Origin of the sequence: Nannocystis pusilla (assembly GCF_020073745.1) — a bacterium.
In the GTDB taxonomy this organism is placed as follows: domain Bacteria; phylum Myxococcota_A; class Polyangia; order Nannocystales; family Nannocystaceae; genus Nannocystis; species Nannocystis radixulma.
This window is the reverse complement of the sequence record NZ_JAIRAU010000027.1, coordinates 296,042-317,360: the sequence shown is the minus strand read 5'-3', so window position 1 is coordinate 317,360 and position 21,319 is coordinate 296,042. Positions and strand designations below refer to the sequence as shown.

Sequence of the window (21,319 nt, the reverse complement as noted above, 5' to 3'; positions counted from 1 at the left end):
CACCAAACACCCCGCTCAAGGGTCGCGCTCGACACTCGAGGAGAACCCATCCCCGCAGCGACGGCGAATGTCATGACCTCGCGGCGGCGAATGTCATGACTCCGCGGGTCATCCCTCCACCCGCTCGCGCGAGCTTGTCAGCGACCCGCCAGCCGCAGCCGCAGCGCCACGAACCACGCGAACAGCTTGAACCCGAGCGACCCCGGCGGCGGCGTCGGGCGCACGCGCGTGTTGTGGAACGCCGCGATCGTCCACCCCTCGCCCTCGCGGACCAGCACGTACGTCTGCCGCGACAGCCGCTCGGCCGACACGCCGCGCTGCCACGGCCACACCGCCCCGCCGATCGCGTGGGCCACGGCCGCCTCGGCGCCGAGCCGGCGCACGTCGGTGATCTCGCCGCGCAGGCACGTCCCGCGCAGCACCGACGCGAACAGCTCCGCGTGCGAGCGCTCGACCTCCGCGCGCCCGCGGGCGATCGACCCGTCGAACGCCACGTAGTCGACCTCGGGCGCGAACAGGGCCGCGTAGGCCCGCGCGTCGCCGCGACCCCACGCCTCCCAGGTCCGCAGCACGTGGTCCCGGATCTCCGCCTCATCCTCGTCGCCGTGATGCATGCCGTTCGGATAGCTCCGCCCATCGATGACAGCCAGTGATAGTTCCTGATACATTTCATCACCAGGCGTGATGTCCGTGGACCTGGCAGCGATCGACCTCAACCTGTTCCTCGTCCTCGACGCCGTGCTCACCGAGGGCAGCGCCACCGCGGCCGCGCGGCGGCTGCACGTCACCCAGTCGGCGGTCTCGAACGCGCTCGCGCGGCTGCGCGAGGTCGTCGGCGATCCGCTGGTCGTCCGCCGCGGCCGCGGCCTCGTGCCCACGCCGGTGGCCCTGCAGCTGGCCCCGCGCGTCGCCGCCGGCCTGCACGAGCTGCGGGCCGCCCTCGCCCGCGATCGCGCGTTCGACCCCGCCACCACCACGCGGCGCTTCACGATCGCCCTCACCGACAACCAGGAGGTCTCCGACCTGCCGCGGATCGTCGCCCGCTTCGAGCAGCGCCTGCCGGCCGCCGCGCTGCAGGTCGTCACCGTCGAGCGGCTCGTCACCAGCGACGGCCTCGCCGCCGGCCTCGTCGACGTCGCCCTCGCGCCCGCCGCCGTCACCGGCCCCGGCCTCCACCAGGCCCCGCTCTACACCGAGGAGGGCGTGCTCGTCGTCCGCCGCGACAACCGCACGGTCGGCCGCCGCCTCGACCGCGCCGCCTTCGAGGCCACGCCCTACGTCGACGTGCAGATCCTCGGCGAGGCCGGCCACGGCCACCGCGTCGCCCGCGACGCCCTCGCCCGCGCCGGCCTGCGCCGCCGCGTCGTCCTCACCGTCCCGCACTTCATGGCCGCCGCCGTCGCCGTCTCGCGCACCGACTGGATCACCGGCCTGCCCCGCCGCTTCGCCGCCGAGGTCAGCCGCCACCTGCCGCTGCGCACCGTCGCCGGTCCGCTCCCGTCCGTGGGCTTCGACATCGCGCTGCAGTGGCACGACCGCACCGACGCCGACCCGGGCGCGAAGTACCTCCGCGCCCTGATCCTCGCCGCCATCGGCGACGCCGGCGCCCGCCGGAAGAATTCCTGACCTGTCCTACGAGACAGGCCCGATCATCGCCGGGGCCGCGGCGCCCGACCTGTCTCTCAGGCCAGGCGCCCTCGCCTACCGCATCAGGTCAGGCTCGCGCGGTCGAAGTTCGTCAGCGACGCGAACGTCTCGAAGCGGCGCTGGATGGTGGCCGCGTCGAGGCCCTTGAGGCGGTCGTAGGAGAAGCCCTCGACGCAGAACGACGCCATCACCGAGCCGTAGATCATCGCGGTACGCAGCGACGCGCCGGTGGGCTCGACGCCCGGACGGGCCAACCAGCCCATGAAGCCGCCGGCGAAGCTGTCGCCGGCGCCGGTCGGGTCGACCACGTCCTCGAGCGGCAGCGCCGGGGCGGAGAACACATCGCCGTCGGCGTCGAACAGCAGCGCGCCGTACTCGCCGCGCTTGATGACGACGTTGCGGGGGCCGAGCGCCCGCACCGCGCGGGCCGCCTTGACGATGTTGTGCTCGCCGCTGAGCTGGCGGGCCTCCTCGTCGTTGAGCGTCAGCACGTCGACGTTCTTGAGCACCGCCTTGAGGTCGTCGTTGGCGATCGAGATCCACAGGTTCATGGTGTCGAGGCCGACGAGGCGCGGCCGCTGCATCTGCGCGAACACGTCCGACTGCAGGCGCGGCTGGATGTTGGCGAGGAACAGGTACTCGCTGCCGCGGAACTCGGCCGGCAGGCGCGGCTGGAACTTCTCGAACACGTTGAGGTGCGTCTCGAGCGTGGTCCGGTCGTTCATGTTCTCGTGGTACTGGCCCTTCCAGCGGAAGGTCAGCCCGTCCTGGACGATCTCGAGGCCGGACACGTCGACCCCGGCCGCGCGCAGGTCGGCGACCGCGTAGTCGGGGAAGTCGCGCCCGACCACCCCGACCAGCCGCACCTGCGACAGGTACGACGCCGCCATCGCGAAGAAGGTCGCCGACCCGCCGACGCTCTCGGGCCGCTCGGCGCGGGGCGTGATGATCCAGTCGATGGCGACGCTGCCGACGACGACGAGGTGGGGCTTGTTGACGGTCATGGCTCTCTCTTCGTTCCTGTTCGTTCAGACATGCCTGATAGGCCAGGCGCTTCGGGACCTGCTCCTAGCAGCATGCCCCCGGGGACAGTTTCAGACGGGCGGCAGCAGGTGGCCGGCGATGAGGTCGAGGCGCCGCCGCGTCTCGGCCGGGACCCTGGCCGGGTCGGTGATCAGCGCGTGCGTGAGCGCCTGCGGGTACGGCAGCTCGGCGGTCGTCAGCGGCAGCGCGGCGGCGACGCGCCGGACGATCCGCCGCGACAGCGCCGCGTTGGCCTTGAGCACCGCGACCACCGCCTCGACGCTCACCTCCTCCTCGCTCTGATGCCAGCAGTCGTAGTCGGTGGCCATCGCCAGCAGCGCGTACGCGATCTCGGCCTCGCGCGCGAGCTTCGCCTCGGGCAGCGCGGTCATCCCGATCACGTCCGCGCCCCACGCGCGGTAGAGGTTGGACTCGGCGCGCGTCGAGAACGCGGGGCCCTCCATGACCACGCAGGTGCCGCGCGCGTGGATGTTCGCGCCCTCGGCCTCGGCCGCCCGCAGCAGCCGCTCGCGCAGGCCGGCGTCGACCGGGTCGCCCATCTGTACGTGCGCCACCAGGCCGCCGCCGAAGAAGGTCTGCGCCCGACCGTTCGTGCGATCGATGAACTGATCGGGGACGACGACGTGCCCGGGGGCGATGCCCTCGCGCAACGACCCGACGGCCGACACGCTCACGAGGTGCGTCACGCCGAGCTGCTTGAAGCCGTGGACGTTGGCGCGGAAGTTGATCTCCGAGGGCAACAGCACGTGCCCGCGCCCGTGCCGCGGCAGGAACACCGCGCGCACCGGCGGCAGCCCGCCCTCGCGCGGCAGCACCCCCACCGTGTAGGCGTCGGACGGTCGTCCGAACGGGGTCTCGAGCGCGACCTTCTCGACCTCGGTGAGCCCCTCGATCTCGTACAGCCCCGATCCGCCGACCACGCCCAGCACGAGACGATCACGAGCTTCGGGCGACGCGGGGTGCGGGGCAGACATCGGCGGGAGGATACCGACGCCCCCTGCACGCGCCAAGCGCCGTTGCGCGCGACCCCTCACGCTTGTTACACAGCCAGCACGCCACCCGAGCTACATCACGATCGCCGGGGCTGCGTCGCCGCCGGTCACCCCGTCACCGCCGCGGCCGCCATGCACGCGCTCGCGGCCGGCGGCAACGCCTTCGACGCCGTGCTCGCGGCGCTCATGGCCGCGTGCGTCGCCGAGCCCGTGCTCGCCTCGCCCGGCGGCGGCGGCTTCATCCTCGCGCTCCCCGCCGGCCAGGAGCCGCGGCTCTACGACGCCTTCGTGCACACGCCCCGCGTGCGCCGACCCGGCGCCGAGGCCAGCGCGCGCGAGGTGGTCACCGACTGGGGCACCGCGCAGCAGGCGTTTCACATCGGCCTCGGCTGCGCCGCCACGCCCGGCCTCGTCGCCGGCATGTTCGCGGTCCACCGCGAGCTCGCGCGCCTGCCGATGCCGGTGATCGCCGCGCCCGCGGTGCAGGCCGCCCGCGAGGGCATCGCCGTGTCGCAGTTCATGGCCTACCTCATGGGCCTGGTCGCGCCGATCTACCTCGAGCAGCCGGCCGCGCGCGCGATCTTCGGCGACCCTCGCGCCAGCGTCCCCACCCCGGTGCGCGCCGGCGGGCGCCTCGTCAATCCTGTCCTCGGGGACATGTTCGAGGCGCTCGCGCGCGAGGGCGAGGACCTGTTCTACCGCGGCGACGTCGCCGCCGCGATCGTCCGCCAGAGCCGCGAGGCCGGCGGCCACATCACCGCCGACGACCTCGCCGCCTACCGCGTCGAGGCCCGCGCCCCGCTGCGCCTGCGCTACCGCGACGCCGCCCTGCTGACCAACCCGCCCCCGGCCGCCGGCGGCCTGATGATCGCCTTCGCCCTCGCCTTGCTCTCGGGACATGACCTTCGGGGCATGGGCTTTCAGACAGCCGAGCACGTGGCCCTGCTGGCCCGCGCCCAGGCCGAGACCGTGCGCGCGCGCGCCTCCGCCGGCCCGCCGCGCGAGGGCGTCGAGGCCGCCTGGCTCGACGGCGAGCTGCTGCGGGCCCACGCCGCCGCCCTGGCCGGCCCGCTGCGCAGCCGCGGCACCACCCACGTCAGCGTCATCGACGCGGCCGGCAACGCCGCCTCGGCGACCGTCAGCAACGGCGAGGGCTGCGGCGAGATCGTCCCCGGCACCGGCATGATGCTCAACAACATGCTCGGCGAGGACGACGTCAACCCGCCCGGCCCGCACGCCTGGCCGCTCGACCAGCGGCTGGCGTCGATGATGTCGCCGACCGCGATCGTCGGCGACGACGGCGGCCTGCTCGTGTGCGGCAGCGGCGGCTCCAAGCGGATCCGCACCGCCGTCCTCCAGGTCGTGTCCAACGTCCTCGACTTCGGCCTGCCGCTGCCCGCGGCGATCGCCGCCCCGCGCGTGCACGTCGAGGACGACCACGTCAGCTTCGAGGCCGGCATGGCCCCCGCCGCCGCCGAGACCCTCGCCGGCCTGTTCGCCCGCACCACCGCCTGGCCCGGGCTCAACATGTTCTTCGGCGGCGTCCACACCGTCCAGCGCGACAAGAGCGGCCGCCTGTCCGGCTTCGGCGACCCCCGCCGCGACGGCGTCTGCCTCGGCGGCGACTGAATCGACATGTCCCGACGGACATGCCTTCAAGGACACGCCCTGCGAGACATGCCCCCAAGGACATGTCCCATCGGACTCAGAACGAGCCGCGCAGGCTGATCCCGGCGAACCCCGGCCCCAGCGCCGGCGCGAACGACGTCTTGTCGGCCTGCCCGCGGCGCTTGAGCCCGACCACCAGCAGCGCCACGCCGGCCCCGGCCAGCAGCGGCGCCAGCACGGCCCCCGCGATCGCCATCGAGTTGGCCCCCTTGCCGCGGTCGAGCAGGCCCTGGCAGTCGGGCGACGGCATGTCGAGGCTGCACATGTTGGCCGGGCTGTCGAACTGCTGCTCGAGCGACTTGCCGCGCGCCCCGCCGACCCCGGCCACCACCGCCGCGCCGACGCCGAGCCCGATCATCACCCCGCCGCCGATCGCCAGGCCCTTCCACGGCCTGGGCGGCGTCGGCTCGGGCAGCGGCTCCGGCGTGTCGTCTCGCGGTCCCTCGAGCGGCTGCTCGATCGGCGGCGCCTGCTCGGCCTCCGCCGCCTCCGCGGCCGCCAGCCGCTGCTTGAAGTCGTCGCGCGCCGCCGTGATCTTGCCGCTGATCGGCGTCTCGGTCCCGTACGCGCGGGTGAAGGCCTCGCAGTAGGCGTCGAGCGCCTCGGCCGCCTCGCGCAGCGCCTCCGACCGCTTCTCGCCCTGCAGCCCGCGCGTGAACGCGTCGACCACGTATTCGTAGACGGCGGCCCGGTTCTCGCGGTTGGCCGTCGTCTCCTTCAAGTTGGCCGCCGCCGCGATCCACGTGCGCGCCGCCTCGAGGTGCTCGCCGCGGTCGAACTTCGCCTGGCCCTCGTTGAACCCGGCCTCGAACGCCGCCAGCGCCGTCGCGTCCTCGGCGGGCGCCGCGAACGCCGGCGGCGGCGCCAGCATCGCCAGCGCAAGGAAGAGAGACAGGACCCGGGGGGGACGCGTGGCGTGCTTCATGTCGTGTGGGGGGATGTCCGAAGAGACATGGATGTTCGAACCGGTGAGCCGCCGCCTCGCTCACGCGCGGGCGGCGGTGCTGAAGAGCGGGGAGGCCTCGCGGCGACCCGTCGCGCCGCCCACCGCGAGGCGTCGCCGTGGGCAGTCACCTCGACGGTCGTCGCCGCGGGTGCGACCGGATCGATCACCGCCACCGTGCGCACCGCCTCGCCCGTTGTGGCCCGCAGGCCCCACGCCACGGCCACAGCGGACTGAGCCGGACACCGCGAGGGCGAGCGACGGCGTGGGGGCGAAGCGGCGGCGCGGCATCGGGAAAATTCGGCGCGAGTGTACAACACCTGGGCCCGCCACGAGCGCGCTGATCCGCGCCGCCCGCGTGCGTCTCGGTCGCCTTGCTCGACGATCCGCCCGAGGGCGTCGCCCGCCGCTCCACCCCTCATGACCGGTGCTCGCACGTGCGTCGCCGTCGTGGCTGTCGCCGTCGTCGCCCACCTCGTCGAGCTCGACGGTCCGTCGAGCAGCGTCGTCGCAGTCAACCCGCGCGTCTCGGTCAGACCGATGGTCCGTGCCGCCGTGAGTCCGCTCGTCCCGGCGAATGGTCGTCGTGTCGTGCCGTCCTTTCGCTGCTCACCTATCGCTGCCCCGGCGAATCAGCCGACGAGCGCGACGCCGAGGATCCACACGCCACTCGCCGTCGGGGAGGATCCCGGACACTTGACCCATCGACCGCAGCATCGCCGCCGACGATATTCGAGCGAGCCTTCACTTTCACCGCGAAGCCGCCGAGAACATCGTTCTCATTGCAGATCCGCCCGCCCGGCGCAGGCCCGCCCGCTCCCGGCGTCGCTCCAGAATGGACTCCGTTCTCGCGTGCAGAACGGCGACGGCTGGTGTAGGTAAGCGAGACCAGGCATGCCTCTCGAGTCCCCCCAGGACCCGCTCGTCGGAACCGTGCTCGAAGGACGCTTCCAGGTCGAGCGTCTCCTCGGCGAAGGCGGCATGGGCCGCGTCTACGTGGCCGACGAGCTGCGCCTGCGGCGTCGCTGCGCCCTGAAGGTCCTGCTCCCGGAGCTCACCGAGGACAAGGACTGCGTCGAACGATTCCTGCGCGAGGCTCAGGCCATCGCCCAGATCCACCACGAGCACGTCGTCGACGTCTACCACCTCGGCGAGGACGCGAACGCCAACGTCGTGTTCTTCGCCATGGAGCTGCTGATCGGCAAGGACCTCGAGACGCGCCTGCTCGAGCGCGCCCGCAAGCCGGTCTCGTGGCAGCAGGTCACGGTTTGGATGGAGCAGGTCGCCGGCGCCATGTCTGCGGTCCACGCCGCCGGCATGATCCACCGCGACCTCAAGCCGTCGAACGTGTTCCTCACCGCCAAGCGCGGCGGCGGCGAGGTCGTCAAGCTGCTCGACTTCGGCATCGCCAAGACCGCCCACCACGCCGCGCTCACCAGCACCGGCGCCGCGCTGGGCACCCCGTTCTACATGTCGCCGGAGCAGATCCTGGCGCAGGCGCTCGACTCGCGCACCGACATCTACTCGCTCGGCGTGGTGTTCTTCGAGGCGCTGGCCGGGCGCATGCCGTTCATCGGCGAGCCGATCCAGGTCGCGATGCAGCACTGCAACGTGCCTCCGCCGACGATCGCCGCCGTCAACCCCGACGCGGGCGTCCCGGCCGAGCTCGACGCCTTCATCCAGCGCATGCTGGCGAAGGACCGCGAGGCTCGCCCGCAGACGATGGAGGACATCGAGGCCTTCCTCCACGACTTCCTGCCGGCCCACAACGTCGGCGCGCGCCCGATCACCGGCCCGGTCCCGATGGCCGGCGCGGGCCTCAACGACTCGGCGCCGAATCACTTCGGCCCCGACTCGAGCCTGCTCACCGCCTCCGCCTCGGGCTCGCCCGCCGTCTCGAACCCGCAGCAGAAGACCGTCATCGCCGGTTCGACCCCGGCGTCCGGCCTGCCGCGCGTCGACACTCGCACCAACCTCGACAACCAGCGCCCCCAGGCCGCCACCGTCGAGATCCACCTCGACGCCGAGCCGCCGCGCCCTGCCGCCCCGCGGCCGAGGTTCCTGCTCCCGCTGCTCGGCGGCGCCCTGGCGCTCGTCGTGCTGCTGGCGTTCGTGTTCAGCGGCGAGGACCCGCCGGCGCCGCCGGTCCCGGTCGCCGCCCCGCCCGCCAAGGTCGTCGAGCCGGTCAAGCCGCCCGAGGTCATCAAGCCGCCGGTCCCGCCGCCGGTCGAGGCCAGGGTCGAGCCTGTCCCTTCGGACAGCACCGACACCGCCGGCGCCGAACCTGTTCCTTCGGACACACCCGGCGACGCCAGGGACGACGACCCGAAGGTCAAGAAGCCCCCGGTCAAGACCGGCGACAAGACCGGCGACAAGCCGGCCGACCCGCTGGCGAAGCTGCGGCGCGCCGCCGATGCCTGCCGCAAGAAGCACAAGGCGACCAAGGGTCCGAAGATCACCGTCGACTACGCGACGGGCAGCGACGGCTCGGTCACGCGCGCCGTCCCCTCGCAGCAGGACGCGCTCGGCAAGTGCCTCGCCGACGCCGTCAAGGCGACCAAGTTCGCCCCCCAGCTCAAGCTCGGGCTCAAGATCGATCTCTAGAGCTACCGTGTCACCGAACGACTCGCGAGAGGGCGCCTGTCCATGTCGACATGTTCAAGCGCGATGAGCCTTGCCTCGACGACGGCCCTGATCGGGTCGACCCTGGCCCTCGCTTGTTTCTCGCCGACCGGGCAGACCAGCGTGACCACGACCGAGGAGAGCGGCGACGCGAGCACGACGCTCGGGACCACCGTCGAGCCGACGAGCGAGCCGACCGGCACCGTCACCTCGATCGATCCCACCGCCGACACGGTCGCGCCGACCACCGGCAGCAGCGACTGCGACCAGTGCCCCGACAGCGCCCCGTACTGCGCACCCGACGGCCAGTGCGTCGACTGCCTCGGCCTCGCCGCGCAGGGAACCAGCTGCCATGACGTCGCCCCCGGCCTGCCGGTCTGCGACCCGGGCGGCCAGTGCGTCGGCTGTCTCCTGCCGACCGACTGTTCGATCGGCACCTGCGACCTCGAGAGCAAGCAGTGCGTCGAGTGCAGCGCCTCCGCCGACTGCCCGGACAACCTGGCCTGCGATCCCGACACGCACACCTGCGTGCGTTGCCGCGAGCACAGCGACTGCCCCGAGAGCGCCTGCGAGCTCGACCTCGGCAGCTGCTTCCCCGCGGACACCAAGCACTGGTACGTCGACGCCACCCCGGAGAATTGCCAGGGCGGCGTCTGCGGCCCCGACACCCCGTGCTGCGAGATCCAGGACGCCTTCGCCGCCCTCGCCGGCGCGCCCGGCGACTACCACGTCGTCCACGTCGAGGGCGGCGCATACATCGTCCCGGTCCGCCTCGAGATCGCCAGGCGCGTCGCCCTGCTCGCGGCACCCAAGGCGCAGCTGATGGTCGCCGCCGCCGGCCAGTCGAGCGTCCGGGTCGGCACCGGCGGTCCCACCGAGATCGACGCCAAGCTCTACGTCGCCGGCCTGCAGCTGTCCGGCCTCGGCGACGTCGCGTTCGACTGCACCCACGCCACGGGGGCCTGGCTCGACGACGTCACGGTCAGCGCCTTCGTCGGCAACAGCGTGTACGCCACCGACTGCGTCACCACCATCCGGCGCTCGCGCTTCCTCGGCAACCTCGGCGGACTCACCGCCAACACGGCGGGCCGGCTCCGCCTCGAGAACAGCATCGTCAGCGGCATCACCACCGGGATCAGCCTGCTCGTGCAGGGCGGCGCGCTCGACCTCGCCTACAGCACCGTCACGCTGCAGGATCCGGTGCCGGGCGGGCTCCTCTACTGCATGGGCGGCTCGGCGGCGATCCGCAACTCCGTCGTCGTGTCCGACCAGGACGGCGACCAGGTCGAGTGCAACGCCATCCTCACCGCCGCCACCAGCGTCACCAGCGAGACCGAGCTGGTGTCGAACGCCGGCGTCGTGCTCGTCCCGGGCGACGCCGTGGCCGAGCAGTTCGTCGGTTACGCCGCCCACGACCTGCGCCCGGTCCAGGAGAGCGCGCTGGCCGGCGTCGCAGTGTGGGAGGCCGAGGACCCGCCGACCGACATCGACCGCCTCGCCCGCCCGAGCGCGCCGGGCAGCCCCGACTTCGCCGGCGCGCACGTGCTCGAATAGTCATGACCGGATGACCCTGTCCCGCTGAGCATGTCCGAGAAGACATCCTCCCTGTCCCTCGGGTCAGCCCTCCTCGCCGCCAGCTTCAGCCCGACGGGCAGCGGCGCTCCGACCGGGACCGCCGAGACCGCCGGCCCCCGCGGCGAGCCGACCGACACCGCGCGACCGTCACCGCCCGCGCGTCGACCCCCGTGACCTAACTCCGACCTCCTCGTCCGGCCGGCGTATCGTCCCACCTCCTCGCGGGCCCCGGAGGCTCGCCAGGCCGCCTGCCGCCGTCCGGCGCCCGTTAGCGCAGCCGGCGCACATGCACTCGCATTGCAATTGCAGCTCGCTGACAACAGCGACTCGAGTGCGCCTGTAGTTCGCTCGCTTGACGGCCTCGGCCTGGATCTCTTAACCGTTCGGTCCCGGTGCCACGCGCGCGCGTCACCCTCTGCACCTGCCTCGCGGCGTGCCTGTGGGCCGCCCCTGGCCGGGCCTCGCCCGCGGTGGTCCCGCCGAGCCCGCGGCAGCAGGTCGACGCCGTCTATCCGCTCGCCGAGGCCCGCAGCGAGCTCGTGACCGTCGAGCTCGCCGTCACCGTCGAGGTCGACGGTCGCGTCGGCGCCGTCGACGTCACCCGGAGCGGCGGCCCGGCCTTCGACGACGCGGCCGTGGCCGCCGTCAAGCAGTGGCGCTTCGAGCCGGCGCGCCGCGGCGACGTCGCGGTGGCCGCCAAGATCCGCGTGCCGTTCCAATTCGCCCCGCCGGTCGAGCCCGCCGAGCCCCCTGGTCCGACCGACAGTCCACCTGTCCCTTCGACCAGCCCCACACCCCCGGCCCCCGACGCCAGCCCGGCCGCGCCTGCGCCCGGCCCGACCCAACCTGCCCCTTCGACCACCCCCGAGCAACCTGCCCCTTCGGCCAGCCCCGCCGCCCCCGAGCCCGTCCTGGACGTCGCCGCGCGCAGCCGCCGGCCGCCGCCGCGGGCCGCCAGCGACTTCGTGGTCGAGCGCGACGTCCTCGCCGCCCCGCCGCGCCAGAGCGCCGCGGACATGCTGAGCAGCGCCCCCGGCGTCTACGTCGCCCGCGCCGAGGGCGAGGCCGTCGCCCACGAGATCACCCTGCGTGGCTTCAACGCCGCGCACGGCCAGGACATCGAGATCACCGCCGGCTCCTTGCCGCTCAACCAGGTCTCGCACCTGCACGGCCAGGGCTACGCCGACCTCAACTGGATCATCCCCGAGACCGTGCGATCGATCCGCGTCACCGAGGGCGTCTACGACCCGCGGCAGGGCGACTTCGCCGTCGCCGGCAGCATCGACTTCGACCTCGCCGTCCCGCGCCGCGGCATCCAGCTGCGCAGCACCGGCGGCTCGTTCGCCACCTTCCGCCAGCTCGTGCTGTGGGCGCCCAAAGGCCAGGACGACGAGACCTTCGCCGCCGCCACGGTCCGGCGCACCCGCGGCTTCGGCATGAACCGCGGCGGCCTCTCGGGCATGGCCATGGGCCAGTTCGCGTTCGCGGCCGGCGGCTGGCGCGGCAAGGTCCACGTCGCCGCCTACGCCGCGCGGGCCGGCCTCGCCGGCGTCCTGCGCCGCGACGACGTCGCCGCCGGCGTCGTCGGCTTCCACGACAGCTACGGCGACCCCTCGGCCAACAGCCAGTCCGCCTCCGCCGCGCGCGGCCACCTCGCCCTCGACCTCGAGCGCCGCGGCGAGCGGGGCGCCGTCACGCGCATGGCCGTGTGGACCGCCCTCGTCGACTTCCACAGCCGCGAGAACTTCACCGGCTACACCCAGCGCGGCGTCGTCATGCCCGAGTGGGTCGGCCGCGGCGACCTCATCGAGCAGCAGAACCGCGACTTCGGCGGCGGCATGCGCCTGTCTCATCGGACAGGCGCCTGGCGCCCCGCCCGGTGGTTCCAGGCCGCCCTCGAGGTCGGCGCCTCGGCCCGGATCCACAACGTCCAGCAGGCGCAGAACCTGCTGCAGGCGCCGCAGAACGAGACCTGGGACCGCCGCGTCGACGCCACCGTGCTCGCCAGCGACGTCGGCATGTACGGCGACCTCGACCTCCGCTTCGGCAAGCGCGTCCGCCTGCGCGGCGGCGGCCGGGCCGACGTCCTTCACTACGACATCGACGATCGCCTCGGCAACTTCATCGCCCCCTACCAGATCGAGAGCCACCTCGTCGGTCACCGCCGCACCGCCACCGGCGTGGCCGCCGGCCCGCGTGCCAGCCTCGAGGTCGCACCTGTCCCATGGGTCAGCCTGTTCGCCGCCTACGGCCAGGGCTACCGCTCGCCGCAGGCGCGCCAGCTCGACGAGGGCGAGCGGGCCCCGTTCGCCAAGGTCCACAGCACCGAGGGCGGCGTGCGCATGAGCCCCTGGGGCGGCCGCCTCCAGCTCAGCGCCGCCGGCTTCGCCACCTTCCTCTCGCAGGACCTCGCCTTCGACCCCGAGGAGGGCCGGCTCGAGAAGGTCGGGCCGACGCGGCGGGCCGGCGCCGCCGTGCAGCTGATCGCGCGGCCCTTGCCGTGGCTGGTCGCCGCCGGCAGCGTCACCTACGTCCACGCCGTCCTGCGCGCCCCGCCGCCGGCCACCGCCGAGAACCCGTCCCCGCCCTACGTCCCCGGCCAATTGCTGCCCTACGTCCCGCCGGTGGTCGTGCGCGCCGACGTCGGCGTCGACAAGGACCTCGTCGAGCTGAAGGGCCGCCCGCTCGGCCTGCGCGTCGGCCTCGGCTACTCCTACCTGTCCCCGCGGCCCTTGCCTTACGGACAGTTCGCCGACCCTGTCCACCTCCTCGACGCCAGCGCCGCCGTGCGCTGGTCGGTCGTCGAGGTCGGCGTCGAGGCGTTCAACCTGCTCGCGCGCCGCTGGGCCGCCACCGAGTACAACTTCGTGTCCGACTGGGGCACCCGCCCCGTCCCCTCGCTCCTGCCCGCCCGCCACTTCGCCGCCGGCCCGCCGCTCAGCGTCATGGGCACCCTCGCCCTGCACTTCTAGACCTGTCCTCACGGACACCTCCCGTCCTCCCTCCCTCTCTCCGCACCCGCTCCCCCTCGCCTTCCCCTCTCCCGCTCGCTCCCGCGGTCCTCTCCGCGCACCTGCGCTTTCAGCCCTGTTCTCTCCGCCCTGTCCCTTCCAACCTGTTCATCGCGCCATGTCCTTCCGCCCAGCCACCGCCCTGCTGCTCTGCGCCGCCGCCTGCGGCGCCACCGGCGAGCCGGCCTTCCAGGCCCCCCTGCGGGCCCGCGGGGCCGCGTCCGAGGTGACGGTCGGCGCCTGGACGGTCACGCTCGAGCGGGCCGACGTCGGCCTCGGCCCGCTCTACCTGTGTGCCACCGCGGCGGCCTCCTCCGAGCTGTGCGCCACCGCGGCCGCCGAGTACGCCGCCGTCGCCGCCGTCGACCTCACCGACCCCGAGCCGCAGCCGCTCGGCGAGCTCGACGTCCTGCCCGGCCAGGTCCGCTCGGCCATGCTCGACTACGGCGTCACCTGGCTCAAGACGCAGGCCAAGCCGGGCGCCCAGGACGGCGCCCCCGGCGGTCGCGCGGCCCGGTTCGCCGGCCTGGCTGTCTCCGGGGACATGTCCTTCGAGTTCACCGCCGACCTCGACGTCGTCCCCGTGCTCCGCGGCAGCCGCACCGTCGAGGGCCTGCGGATCGGCCCGTTCGACCTCGCCCCCGGCGGCGCCCTCGACGTCACCATCGACGCCGCCGCGTGGTGGGCCGGCGTCGACTTCGACGCCCTCGCCGCTCTCGGCCCGGGCCCGCACGACCTCGCCGCCCTCGCCGCCGACGACCCCGCCTCGCCCGCCGCCGACGCCCTCGCCGCCGTCCGCTTCGCCATGATCGCCGTCCCGCCCCGGTTCGCCTGGACCGCCGAGGAATGACCGCATGACCCCGATCGACGCCCTCCAGCAGCTCTTCCTCCGCGCCGGCGCCGGCTGGGTGCTGTGGCTGCTCGGCATCCTCTCGCTCGTCAGCGTCGCCCTCACCGTCGAGCGCTGGCTGGTCCTGCGCGCCCGCGGCGGCGACCTGCGCCTGCTCGCCGCCCGCGTCGGCGTCCTCCTGCACGCCGGCGACCGCGACGGCGCGCTCCGCCTGCTCGAGGGCTCGCCGAGCGTCGCCGCGGCGATCGCCGCCGCCGGCCTGCGCCTCGGCGAGCGCGGGCCCAAGGCCGCCGAGTACGCCATGCAGAGCGCCCTCGCGCTCGAGCGCGGCCAGCTCGAGCGCGGCCTTATCTTCCTCGGCACGCTCGGCAACAACGCCCCCTTCGTCGGCCTGCTCGGCACCGTCATCGGCGTCATCGCCGCCTTCGAGGAGCTCGGCCACGCCGCCCCCGGCCACGGCGGTGGCACCGGCGCCGCCTCGCAGGTCGCCTCCAACGCCGTCATGTCGAGCATCGCCGAGGCCCTCGTCGCCACCGCCGTCGGCCTGCTCGTCGCCCTCCCCGCGGTCGCCGCCTACAACGCCTTCCAGCGCAAGATCACCTCGCTGTGCCAGGGCAGCGAGGCCCTCACCAACCTCGTCCTCGCGTACATGTCCGACACGACAGGTCCCGAAGGACATCAGGAGGCGCCCTGATGGCCGGCCACACCAGCGGCGGCGACCAGGGCGGCCTGATCGTCGGCATCAACGTCACGCCGATGGTCGACATCGTCCTGGTGCTGCTCATCATCTTCATCGTCACCGCCAAGATCATCGTCACCCCCGCGGTCGAGATGGACCTGCCCGAGGCCAGCACCGCCGGCGAGGTCCAGGTCGTGCTGTCGGTCATCGTCCCCGAGCGCGGCGCCACCCTCGTCGACGGCGACCCGATCGCCGGCGACGACGATCTGGTCGCCCGCGCCGCCGCCGTCCGCGCCCGCAGCCCCCAGGTCCGCGCCGTCATCCACGCCGACGGCGAGGTCCCGCACCGCCGCGTGGTCGCCACGATCGACGCCCTCCAGCGCGGCGGCGTCTACCGCGTCGCCTTCGCCACCCTGTCCCCCGCGCCAGGTCCCTCAGGACAGGAGGCGACTCCGTGACCCGGCCCGGCATCGCCGCCCAGGTGTTCGCCGCCGCCGCCCCGCCGGCCTCGCGGCGGCACCACGCGATCGTCGTCGCCGTCCTGCTGCACCTCGGCGTCGCCGTCCTGATCCTCCGCGCCCAGCCGACCCTCGAGACCTGGAGCGCCACCATGGCCGCGCGCGTGCACGACGAGCTGACCCGCCTGCAGCTCGCCGACGTCGAGCCCGCCGAGCCGCCGAAGCCGCCGCCCGAGCCCCCGCCGTCCGAGCCCCCGCCCCCGGCCGCCGAACCTGCGCCGGCCGTCGCCGCCGCCGAGCCGACCCCCGCCCCCGCGCCTCGCCCCGCCCCCGCGCGCGCCGGTCGGGTCGTCGCCGCCCCGCCGGGCGCCCTCGATCTCACCGGCGACGTCGTCGTCGTCGGCAGCGCCAGCGCCTACGTCGGCGGCGCCACCAGCTCGACGGGCACCGGCAGCAAACCTGTCCCGAACGCCAGCTCGCAGCCGACCCCCCCGCCCGCCGTTCCGCCGCCGGCCCAGCCGCCCTCCGCCGCCCCGCCGACCGTCGATCGTTCGCGCCCGGTCGCCCTCGCCAGCGCCGAGTGGAACTGCCCGTGGCCGGCCGAGGCCGACGGTCTCGCGCTCGACGAGCAGGTCGCCGTCATCCGCGTCGTCGTCGACGCCCGCGGCGTCGTCGAGACCGCCGAGGTCGTCGACGATCCCGGCGACGGCTTCGGCCGGGCCGCGCTCGCGTGCGCCCGCGCGACCCGCTTCAGCCCCGCCCTCGACCGCGACGGCCGCCCGATCCGCGCCCGCTCGCCCGCCATCCGCGTCCACTTCACGCGCGACCGATGACTGCCCCTCAGGACATGTCTGCAAGGACACGGCCTCGGCTGGCCCCGCTGGGGCTCGCCCTCGCGCTGCTGACCTGCCGCTCCGAGCGGGCCGACGCCGACGACTGCGCGCTCATCCTCGACCGGATCGTCGCCCTCGAGCTGGCCGAGCAGGGCTACCGCGACCCCGAGCTCGCGCGCCGCAAGCAGCAGGAGTTCGCGCGCCGATTCGCCCCCGAGCTGCAGCGCTGCGAGGGCCTGTCCCTGCCGCCAGGTGCGCGCGAGTGCGTCGCCAGGGCCGTCTCCGCCGAGGAGATCAGCCACGTCTGCCTGCGGTGATCGATCGCAGATGTCCTTTCGGACAGGTTATCCCGGACCTCTGCGGGCGCGGGGCCCCACCGGCCCCGGTTGACAACGCGATCGGCCGGGCGCGAGACTGCGGTCGTCATGGTGAGGTCCGGTTCCGCGCTCGTCCTCGCCTTCACGCCCGTCGGTCGCAAGGCCGGGCCGGGCGACGAGGGCACCGGCACCGACGCGGCCTCGACCGCCCAGGACCTCCCCGTCTGTATGTAAAGACATGTCCCTCCAACCACGCCGGTTCACGCCGCCACGCAAGGCCTCCGCATGATCTCTCGCGCCCTCGTCCCCCTGTTCGCCTCGCTCCTGCTCGCCGCCTGCTTCGACGACTCTCGCGGCGAGGACACCGACTCGACCTCGAGCGCCACCGTGCTCACCACCGGGTCCGCCAGCCAGGTCAGCGGCGACGACACCTCGACCACCACCACCACCGGCTCCACCTCGACCGGCTGGACCACCGAGGAGCCGACCACCTGGGCCACCTCGACCGGCCCGGCGACGCAGACTACCGGCGAGCCGCCGGCCACGACCACCACCACCACCGGCGAGGGCAACCCCGGCTGCGAGATGTACTGCTCGGCGATGATGGCCGCCTGCGGCGGCACCAACGCCCAGTACACCAGCGTCGAGAGCTGCCTCGGCGCCTGCGGCGGCATGCCCCCGGGCAACCCCGGCGAGACCTCGGGCAACTCGCTGTCGTGCCGGATCTACCACGCCGGCATGGCCTCGATCGATCCGGTCGTGCACTGCGTCCACGCCGGCCCCAGCGGCGCCGGCGCGTGCGGCCAGAACTGCGAGGGCTTCTGCGCGATCGCCAACTCGATCTGCCCCGCCGAGCACCCGACCGTCGACGAGTGCCTGGGGAACTGCCAGGTCTTCCCCGACACCGAGCCCTACAACACCGAGGACGCCGCCGGCGACACGCTCGCCTGCCGGATCTACCACCTCATGATCGCCGCCACCAGCCCCGGCGACGCCGAGGTCCACTGCGGCCACACCCTCGTCGGCTCGCCCGTCTGCATGTGACCCGAGAGACATGGCCCACGAGCCATGACTCAAAGACCAGGGCCGCGGCCCGGCGCCCGGGCGCCGCCGCGGCCCCGTCCGTCCTCAGCGGGCCGAGGGCCAGCCGTCAGGCTGGGCCGCCGGCGTGCGGCGGACCGGGTTGCGCGGCTGCTCGTAGCGGGCGCAGAACTTGTCCCACAGCGAGACCACGCGCGTGACCTCGGGGTCGTTCATCCCCTGGGACATGTCCCGGAGGTCAGCCTTGCCCTGCTCGCACTGCTGCCAGCCGTCGGCGTCGATCCAGGCCCCGGCGACCGGCCGGGTGCCGATCGGCTGCGGCCGCGAGGCCATCAGCGCCAGCCGGTCGGCCCACGCGATCAGCAGCCGGCCCTTGCGGATGTTGTAGGCCTCGCGCTCGATCTCCGCCAGCGAGAACGCCCGCTCCTCGAGCATCTTCTGCCCCGACTCCGGGTCCTCGTACTCGATGGTCAGCATGATCTGGTCCTGCGGGCGCAGCCTGCCGCCGCGGGCCATCACGTCCGACAGGAACAGCTGCGAGGTGTTGGCGAAGTAGTGGATCGCCTGCACGTCCTCCTTCACCGCCGAGCTCTCCTCGCCGTAGAACACGTTCATGCGCAGCGACGGCGGCAGGTGCAGCTGGAAGTGCACGTCCATCGCCGTCGTCTCGAGCAGCGAGATGAAGCGCGGCCCGAACACCGCGTCGACCTCCGCCTCCGAGCCGAGGAACACGTACGCTCCCTTGCCGCGCTCGGTCAGCTTGTCGAGCAGCGCGTCGTTGAACTCCGTGCCCACGCCCACGCCCGACAGCCTGATCTTGCGCTCGTCGTAGTACCTGGCGACCATCGCCATCGTCCGCGGGTCGGTGTTGCCGGTGTTGGCCAGCGCGTCGGTGACCAGCACCACCCGGTTGTTGTAGGTCGGCTGGTAGCCGCGGTCGGCCAGCTCGTAGCCGCGGGTCAGCCCGGCGTGCACGTCCGTCGACCCGCGCGGCCTCATCTTGTCGATCGCCCGCTCGAGCGTCTCCGGCTTGTCGCGGCCGACCACGAAGTTCTCGAGCGGGACGCACACCTCGTGGTCGAACAGCACCACGTTGACGAGGTCGCCGGTCTTGAGCTCGCCGATCATCCGCCGCATGCCGCGCTTGAGGTAGTCCATGCGGCCCTCGTCGCTCATCGAGCCCGAGCGGTCGACCACGAACGTCAGGTTGCCGTTGCGCCGCGCCTGCTTGTCGACCGGGCGCCCGCGGATCGCCAGCGCCAGGTTGTAGATGCCCTCCTGCTTCGGATCCTTGGCGATCTCCGGCAGCACCGAGAAGTCGTCGGTCGCCGCCACCTCGGCCGTCTCGAACGAGAAGTAGTTCAGGAGCTCGTGCGGACGGATGTGCTCGAGCGGCACCGGCAAGAACTTGTCGATGGCGAAGATCACCCGCTGCGCCGACGACAGGCTCATCGTGTCGTCGTTCGACAGGTACGTCGCCTGTCCCCAGTCGCTGTACTGCTCGGCGTCGGGCTGCGGCATCGGCTCGTACGCCACGGAGCTCTCGTCCTCCGCCCCGCCGTAGGCCACCTGCCCCTCGGCCATACTCGGCGCGGCCGCGGCCGGGGCCTCCTCGGGCGCCCTGTCGCGCCCCCGGTCCTTCTTCTTCTTCTCGGTCCGGGACATCCTCGCGTCACCGGGCGCCTCGGCCCGCTCGGCGCTCGCGACTTTGGTCTGCGTCGCCGGCGGAGCCGGCGGCGACGGCCGGGCCGTCGCGTCCCCGTCGTATCCGCTGCTGCTGCCGCGCCCCGCAGCGATCCCGCCGCCGCCCTTCGTCTGCACCGGCGACGGCGACGACGGCGACGTCGACGTCCCCTGGTTGTACTTCACCTGCTTGTACGCCGGCTTCGGCGGCGCCGGCTTGCTCGGCGCCTTGGCGATCGGCGACCCGCCCGTGGCCACCGCCCCGCCGCTGCCTCCGTAGCACTGGTCCATGCGCTGCACCATCTTCGGCAGCGCCGCCAGGTTCGGCGGCGGCGCGTCGCCGCGGCTCCGCGGCGGGTGCGGACGCGGCGAGAACGTGTGCGGCGGCGCCTCGTAGGCCACGTTCCCTTGCCCATGGGCCAGGTTCCCGTTGTCGTTGCCGTCGGGGGTCACGGTGCCGATGGGGGCCACCGAGCTCGAGCGGCACTGCGTCAGCGCGAGCGGGGTCGCCAGGAGGATCCACTTCATCCACGGGTTCATGCGCGTCTCCTTCAACCGGGCACCGGCCACTGTGACAGCCTCGTGCCTCGGCGTGCAGCCCTCAACGCCTCCGCGGGGCTGGTCCTGACACCCGGCGGACACGCCACGCACGGCCCCCTGCGCGCGGGCGCGAGCGAGGCCGCGGCCGGCATGTTTCGCGCGGCTCGCGACGCGAATTGCCGAGGTCACGGGTGCGAGCGGGTGGGCGGATCCGCCCGACGCCGGCGAATCACATGTCCCAAGAGACAGCCACGCGCGCGCGCGGACAACTCACCGCCGCTCTCGCTGCGAGCCCCTGGCGTCCCGGCCGGGGCCGCGCCTATCATCCGAGGCTGCTGCGATCATGCTCGGCCCGACCTCTGCGCTGCTCCTGCTGGCGGTCGCCGGTCCCCCCGCGATCGAGTGGCGCGCGCCCGAGGGTTGTCCGACCCGCGCCGACGTCCTCGACGCCCTCGCCGCCTTGACGCGGCCGCCCGACCTCGAGGGCGTGCGCGTGCGTGGCGTCGTCCGGCGGGTCGGAGGCCGCTACGAGCTGCGGCTCGACATCCACACGCGCCGACTCACCCAGCGCCGGGTCGAGCGCGCCGACGCCTGCGACTCGCTCGACGGCGCCGCCGCGCTGATCATCGCCATCGCCATCGACCCGCTCGAGTTCGCCGGCTCGCTCGCGCCGGCGCCACCCGCACCCGAGCCCGAGTCCGAGCCCGCTCCGCCCGTCCCCGCACCGCCGGTCGACGTCCCCGGCCCGCCGCCCGAGCTCGTCGAACCCGAGCCCGTCCCCGGGCCCGCGCCCGACGAGCCCGCGAAGGCCGACCCCGACCGGCCCTGGCCGCCTACGCCGGCGCCCGTCGCCCGCCCGCGCCACACCAGCGTGTTCGTGCGCGTCGACGGAGGCATCGACGCCGGCGCCACCCAGACCGTCGCCGGCGACGTCGGCGGAGCTCTCGGCGTCCTCCACCGCCGCCTGCGGATCGAGGCCGTCGGCCTCTACATGCCCCCGCGGCCGCTCACCTTCCGGGGCGATCGCGTCGGCGTGGTCGCTCGCTGGGCCCTCGGCGTACGCGGCTGCGTCCGCTTCGTCCGCAGCGTCCTCGAGATCCCGCTGTGCCTCGGGCTCGAGGGCGGACAGTTCCTCGCCGTCGGCGACGGCATCACCGTCGATCCCCGGAGCGCCCGCCCGCCGTGGTTCGCCATCCTCCTCGGCCTGGGTCTCGTCTGGTCGCCGCACCCGCGGGTCGGCCTCGGCCTGCGCTCCGAGTTCGTGGTCGCCCCCCTGCGCGCCCCCTTCACCGTCAGCGACCAACTCGTCCACATCACCCAGCCCGTCGGGGTCCGCGTCGGCGGCGGCCTCGAGATTCGCTTCGGCCCCGGGGCCCGGCGTGACGGATCCACTCCGGCCCGGCCACGATGAGTAAG

The 21,319-nt window shown here is 73.7% G+C and carries 19 protein-coding genes; 14 read left to right on the top strand and 5 right to left on the bottom strand.

Annotation, left to right across the window (positions count from 1 at the left end; genetic code table 11):
* Nucleotides 1-137: 137 nt before the first annotated feature.
* A complete protein-coding gene (locus K7C98_RS20155; protein ID WP_224193324.1) occupies nucleotides 138-614 on the bottom strand; it encodes an SgcJ/EcaC family oxidoreductase in 477 nt (158 codons plus the stop codon).
* 70 nt (nucleotides 615-684) lie between these two features.
* Between K7C98_RS20155 and K7C98_RS20150 the strand changes: the two genes are divergently transcribed.
* Nucleotides 685-1,626 (top strand): LysR family transcriptional regulator, encoded by a 942-nt coding sequence (locus K7C98_RS20150; protein ID WP_431312836.1) that lies wholly within the window; start codon nucleotides 685-687, stop codon nucleotides 1,624-1,626.
* 83 nt (nucleotides 1,627-1,709) lie between these two features.
* Here K7C98_RS20150 and K7C98_RS20145 read toward each other — a convergent pair whose 3' ends face one another.
* Complete coding sequence (locus tag K7C98_RS20145) at nucleotides 1,710-2,651, bottom strand: PfkB family carbohydrate kinase (RefSeq protein WP_224193322.1); 942 nt, start codon at nucleotides 2,649-2,651, stop codon at nucleotides 1,710-1,712.
* Nucleotides 2,652-2,741: 90 nt separating this feature from the next.
* The gene (mtnP, locus tag K7C98_RS20140; protein WP_224193321.1) at nucleotides 2,742-3,665 is read right to left on the bottom strand and encodes an S-methyl-5'-thioadenosine phosphorylase; all 924 of its coding nucleotides are present in this window, start codon (nucleotides 3,663-3,665) and stop codon (nucleotides 2,742-2,744) included.
* A gap of 150 nt (nucleotides 3,666-3,815) precedes the next feature.
* Between mtnP and K7C98_RS20135 the strand changes: the two genes are divergently transcribed.
* Complete coding sequence (locus K7C98_RS20135) at nucleotides 3,816-5,312, top strand: gamma-glutamyltransferase family protein (RefSeq protein WP_224193320.1); 1,497 nt, start codon at nucleotides 3,816-3,818, stop codon at nucleotides 5,310-5,312.
* A 76-nt stretch (nucleotides 5,313-5,388) separates the two neighbouring features.
* On the opposite strand, the gene K7C98_RS20130 is transcribed toward K7C98_RS20135, so the two are convergent.
* A complete protein-coding gene (locus K7C98_RS20130; protein ID WP_224193319.1) occupies nucleotides 5,389-6,276 on the bottom strand; it encodes a hypothetical protein in 888 nt (295 codons plus the stop codon).
* Nucleotides 6,277-7,188: 912 nt separating this feature from the next.
* Here K7C98_RS20130 and K7C98_RS20125 point away from each other — a divergent pair.
* The 11 genes from K7C98_RS20125 to K7C98_RS20080 all read left to right on the top strand — a co-directional run bounded on the left by K7C98_RS20125 (nucleotide 7,189) and on the right by K7C98_RS20080 (nucleotide 17,683).
* Nucleotides 7,189-8,898 carry a serine/threonine-protein kinase gene (locus tag K7C98_RS20125; protein ID WP_224193318.1) on the top strand — a complete coding sequence of 570 codons (1,710 nt, stop codon included), beginning with the start codon at nucleotides 7,189-7,191 and terminating at the stop codon, nucleotides 8,896-8,898.
* Nucleotides 8,899-8,961: 63 nt separating this feature from the next.
* Nucleotides 8,962-10,470, top strand: a complete 1,509-nt coding sequence (locus K7C98_RS20120) for a hypothetical protein (protein WP_224193317.1) — start codon at nucleotides 8,962-8,964, stop codon at nucleotides 10,468-10,470.
* A 30-nt stretch (nucleotides 10,471-10,500) separates the two neighbouring features.
* Nucleotides 10,501-10,665, top strand: a complete 165-nt coding sequence (locus tag K7C98_RS20115; protein WP_224193316.1) for a hypothetical protein — start codon at nucleotides 10,501-10,503, stop codon at nucleotides 10,663-10,665.
* A 218-nt stretch (nucleotides 10,666-10,883) separates the two neighbouring features.
* Entirely contained in the window at nucleotides 10,884-13,463 is a 2,580-nt protein-coding gene (locus tag K7C98_RS20110) for a TonB-dependent receptor domain-containing protein (protein WP_224193315.1), read from the top strand.
* A 157-nt stretch (nucleotides 13,464-13,620) separates the two neighbouring features.
* Nucleotides 13,621-14,352, top strand: coding sequence for a hypothetical protein (locus K7C98_RS20105; protein ID WP_224193314.1), 732 nt, complete (start codon nucleotides 13,621-13,623; stop codon nucleotides 14,350-14,352).
* Nucleotides 14,353-14,356: 4 nt separating this feature from the next.
* Nucleotides 14,357-15,046: a MotA/TolQ/ExbB proton channel family protein gene (locus K7C98_RS20100; protein WP_224193313.1), complete on the top strand. Its 690-nt coding sequence runs from the start codon at nucleotides 14,357-14,359 to the stop codon at nucleotides 15,044-15,046.
* Nucleotides 15,046-15,489: an ExbD/TolR family protein gene (locus tag K7C98_RS20095; RefSeq protein WP_224193312.1), complete on the top strand. Its 444-nt coding sequence runs from the start codon at nucleotides 15,046-15,048 to the stop codon at nucleotides 15,487-15,489. Before K7C98_RS20100 ends, K7C98_RS20095 begins: the two co-directional genes overlap by 1 nt.
* Nucleotides 15,486-16,322, top strand: a complete 837-nt coding sequence (locus K7C98_RS20090; RefSeq protein ID WP_224193311.1) for an energy transducer TonB family protein — start codon at nucleotides 15,486-15,488, stop codon at nucleotides 16,320-16,322. Before K7C98_RS20095 ends, K7C98_RS20090 begins: the two co-directional genes overlap by 4 nt.
* Nucleotides 16,323-16,336: 14 nt before the next feature.
* Nucleotides 16,337-16,639, top strand: a complete 303-nt coding sequence (locus K7C98_RS20085) for a hypothetical protein (RefSeq protein WP_224193310.1) — start codon at nucleotides 16,337-16,339, stop codon at nucleotides 16,637-16,639.
* A gap of 108 nt (nucleotides 16,640-16,747) precedes the next feature.
* The gene (locus K7C98_RS43765) at nucleotides 16,748-16,873 is read left to right on the top strand and encodes a hypothetical protein (protein WP_263429626.1); all 126 of its coding nucleotides are present in this window, start codon (nucleotides 16,748-16,750) and stop codon (nucleotides 16,871-16,873) included.
* Nucleotides 16,874-16,924: 51 nt separating this feature from the next.
* Nucleotides 16,925-17,683: a hypothetical protein gene (locus K7C98_RS20080; RefSeq protein ID WP_224193309.1), complete on the top strand. Its 759-nt coding sequence runs from the start codon at nucleotides 16,925-16,927 to the stop codon at nucleotides 17,681-17,683.
* Between the two features lie 84 nt (nucleotides 17,684-17,767).
* Here the strand turns inward: K7C98_RS20080 and K7C98_RS20075 are convergent, their stop codons facing one another.
* On the bottom strand, nucleotides 17,768-19,903 hold the full coding sequence (locus tag K7C98_RS20075) for a vWA domain-containing protein (protein ID WP_224193308.1): 2,136 nt from the start codon (nucleotides 19,901-19,903) through the stop codon (nucleotides 17,768-17,770).
* 343 nt (nucleotides 19,904-20,246) lie between these two features.
* On the opposite strand from K7C98_RS20075, the gene K7C98_RS20070 reads away from it, so the two are divergent.
* On the top strand, nucleotides 20,247-21,314 hold the full coding sequence (locus K7C98_RS20070) for a hypothetical protein (protein WP_224193307.1): 1,068 nt from the start codon (nucleotides 20,247-20,249) through the stop codon (nucleotides 21,312-21,314).
* The last annotated feature ends 5 nt before the right edge of the window (nucleotides 21,315-21,319 follow it).

Excerpts from the sequence above, each read along its gene's own strand:
- K7C98_RS20135 (WP_224193320.1), top strand. The coding sequence starts at position 3,816 with ATGCACGCGCTCGCGGCCGGCGGCAACGCCTTCGACGCCGTGCTCGCG.
- K7C98_RS20155 (WP_224193324.1), bottom strand. The coding sequence starts at position 614 with ATGCATCACGGCGACGAGGATGAGGCGGAGATCCGGGACCACGTGCTG.
- K7C98_RS20120 (WP_224193317.1), top strand. The coding sequence starts at position 8,962 with ATGAGCCTTGCCTCGACGACGGCCCTGATCGGGTCGACCCTGGCCCTC.
- K7C98_RS20125 (WP_224193318.1), top strand. The coding sequence starts at position 7,189 with ATGCCTCTCGAGTCCCCCCAGGACCCGCTCGTCGGAACCGTGCTCGAA.
- K7C98_RS20150 (WP_431312836.1), top strand. The coding sequence starts at position 685 with ATGTCCGTGGACCTGGCAGCGATCGACCTCAACCTGTTCCTCGTCCTC.
- K7C98_RS20145 (WP_224193322.1), bottom strand. The coding sequence starts at position 2,651 with ATGACCGTCAACAAGCCCCACCTCGTCGTCGTCGGCAGCGTCGCCATC.
- K7C98_RS20105 (WP_224193314.1), top strand. The coding sequence starts at position 13,621 with ATGTCCTTCCGCCCAGCCACCGCCCTGCTGCTCTGCGCCGCCGCCTGC.
- K7C98_RS20080 (WP_224193309.1), top strand. The coding sequence starts at position 16,925 with ATGATCTCTCGCGCCCTCGTCCCCCTGTTCGCCTCGCTCCTGCTCGCC.
- K7C98_RS20085 (WP_224193310.1), top strand. The coding sequence starts at position 16,337 with ATGTCTGCAAGGACACGGCCTCGGCTGGCCCCGCTGGGGCTCGCCCTC.
- K7C98_RS20095 (WP_224193312.1), top strand. The coding sequence starts at position 15,046 with ATGGCCGGCCACACCAGCGGCGGCGACCAGGGCGGCCTGATCGTCGGC.
- K7C98_RS20100 (WP_224193313.1), top strand. The coding sequence starts at position 14,357 with ATGACCCCGATCGACGCCCTCCAGCAGCTCTTCCTCCGCGCCGGCGCC.
- mtnP (WP_224193321.1), bottom strand. The coding sequence starts at position 3,665 with ATGTCTGCCCCGCACCCCGCGTCGCCCGAAGCTCGTGATCGTCTCGTG.
- K7C98_RS20070 (WP_224193307.1), top strand. The coding sequence starts at position 20,247 with ATGCTCGGCCCGACCTCTGCGCTGCTCCTGCTGGCGGTCGCCGGTCCC.
- K7C98_RS20115 (WP_224193316.1), top strand. The coding sequence starts at position 10,501 with ATGTCCGAGAAGACATCCTCCCTGTCCCTCGGGTCAGCCCTCCTCGCC.
- K7C98_RS20075 (WP_224193308.1), bottom strand. The coding sequence starts at position 19,903 with ATGAACCCGTGGATGAAGTGGATCCTCCTGGCGACCCCGCTCGCGCTG.
- K7C98_RS20130 (WP_224193319.1), bottom strand. The coding sequence starts at position 6,276 with ATGAAGCACGCCACGCGTCCCCCCCGGGTCCTGTCTCTCTTCCTTGCG.
- K7C98_RS43765 (WP_263429626.1), top strand. The coding sequence starts at position 16,748 with ATGGTGAGGTCCGGTTCCGCGCTCGTCCTCGCCTTCACGCCCGTCGGT.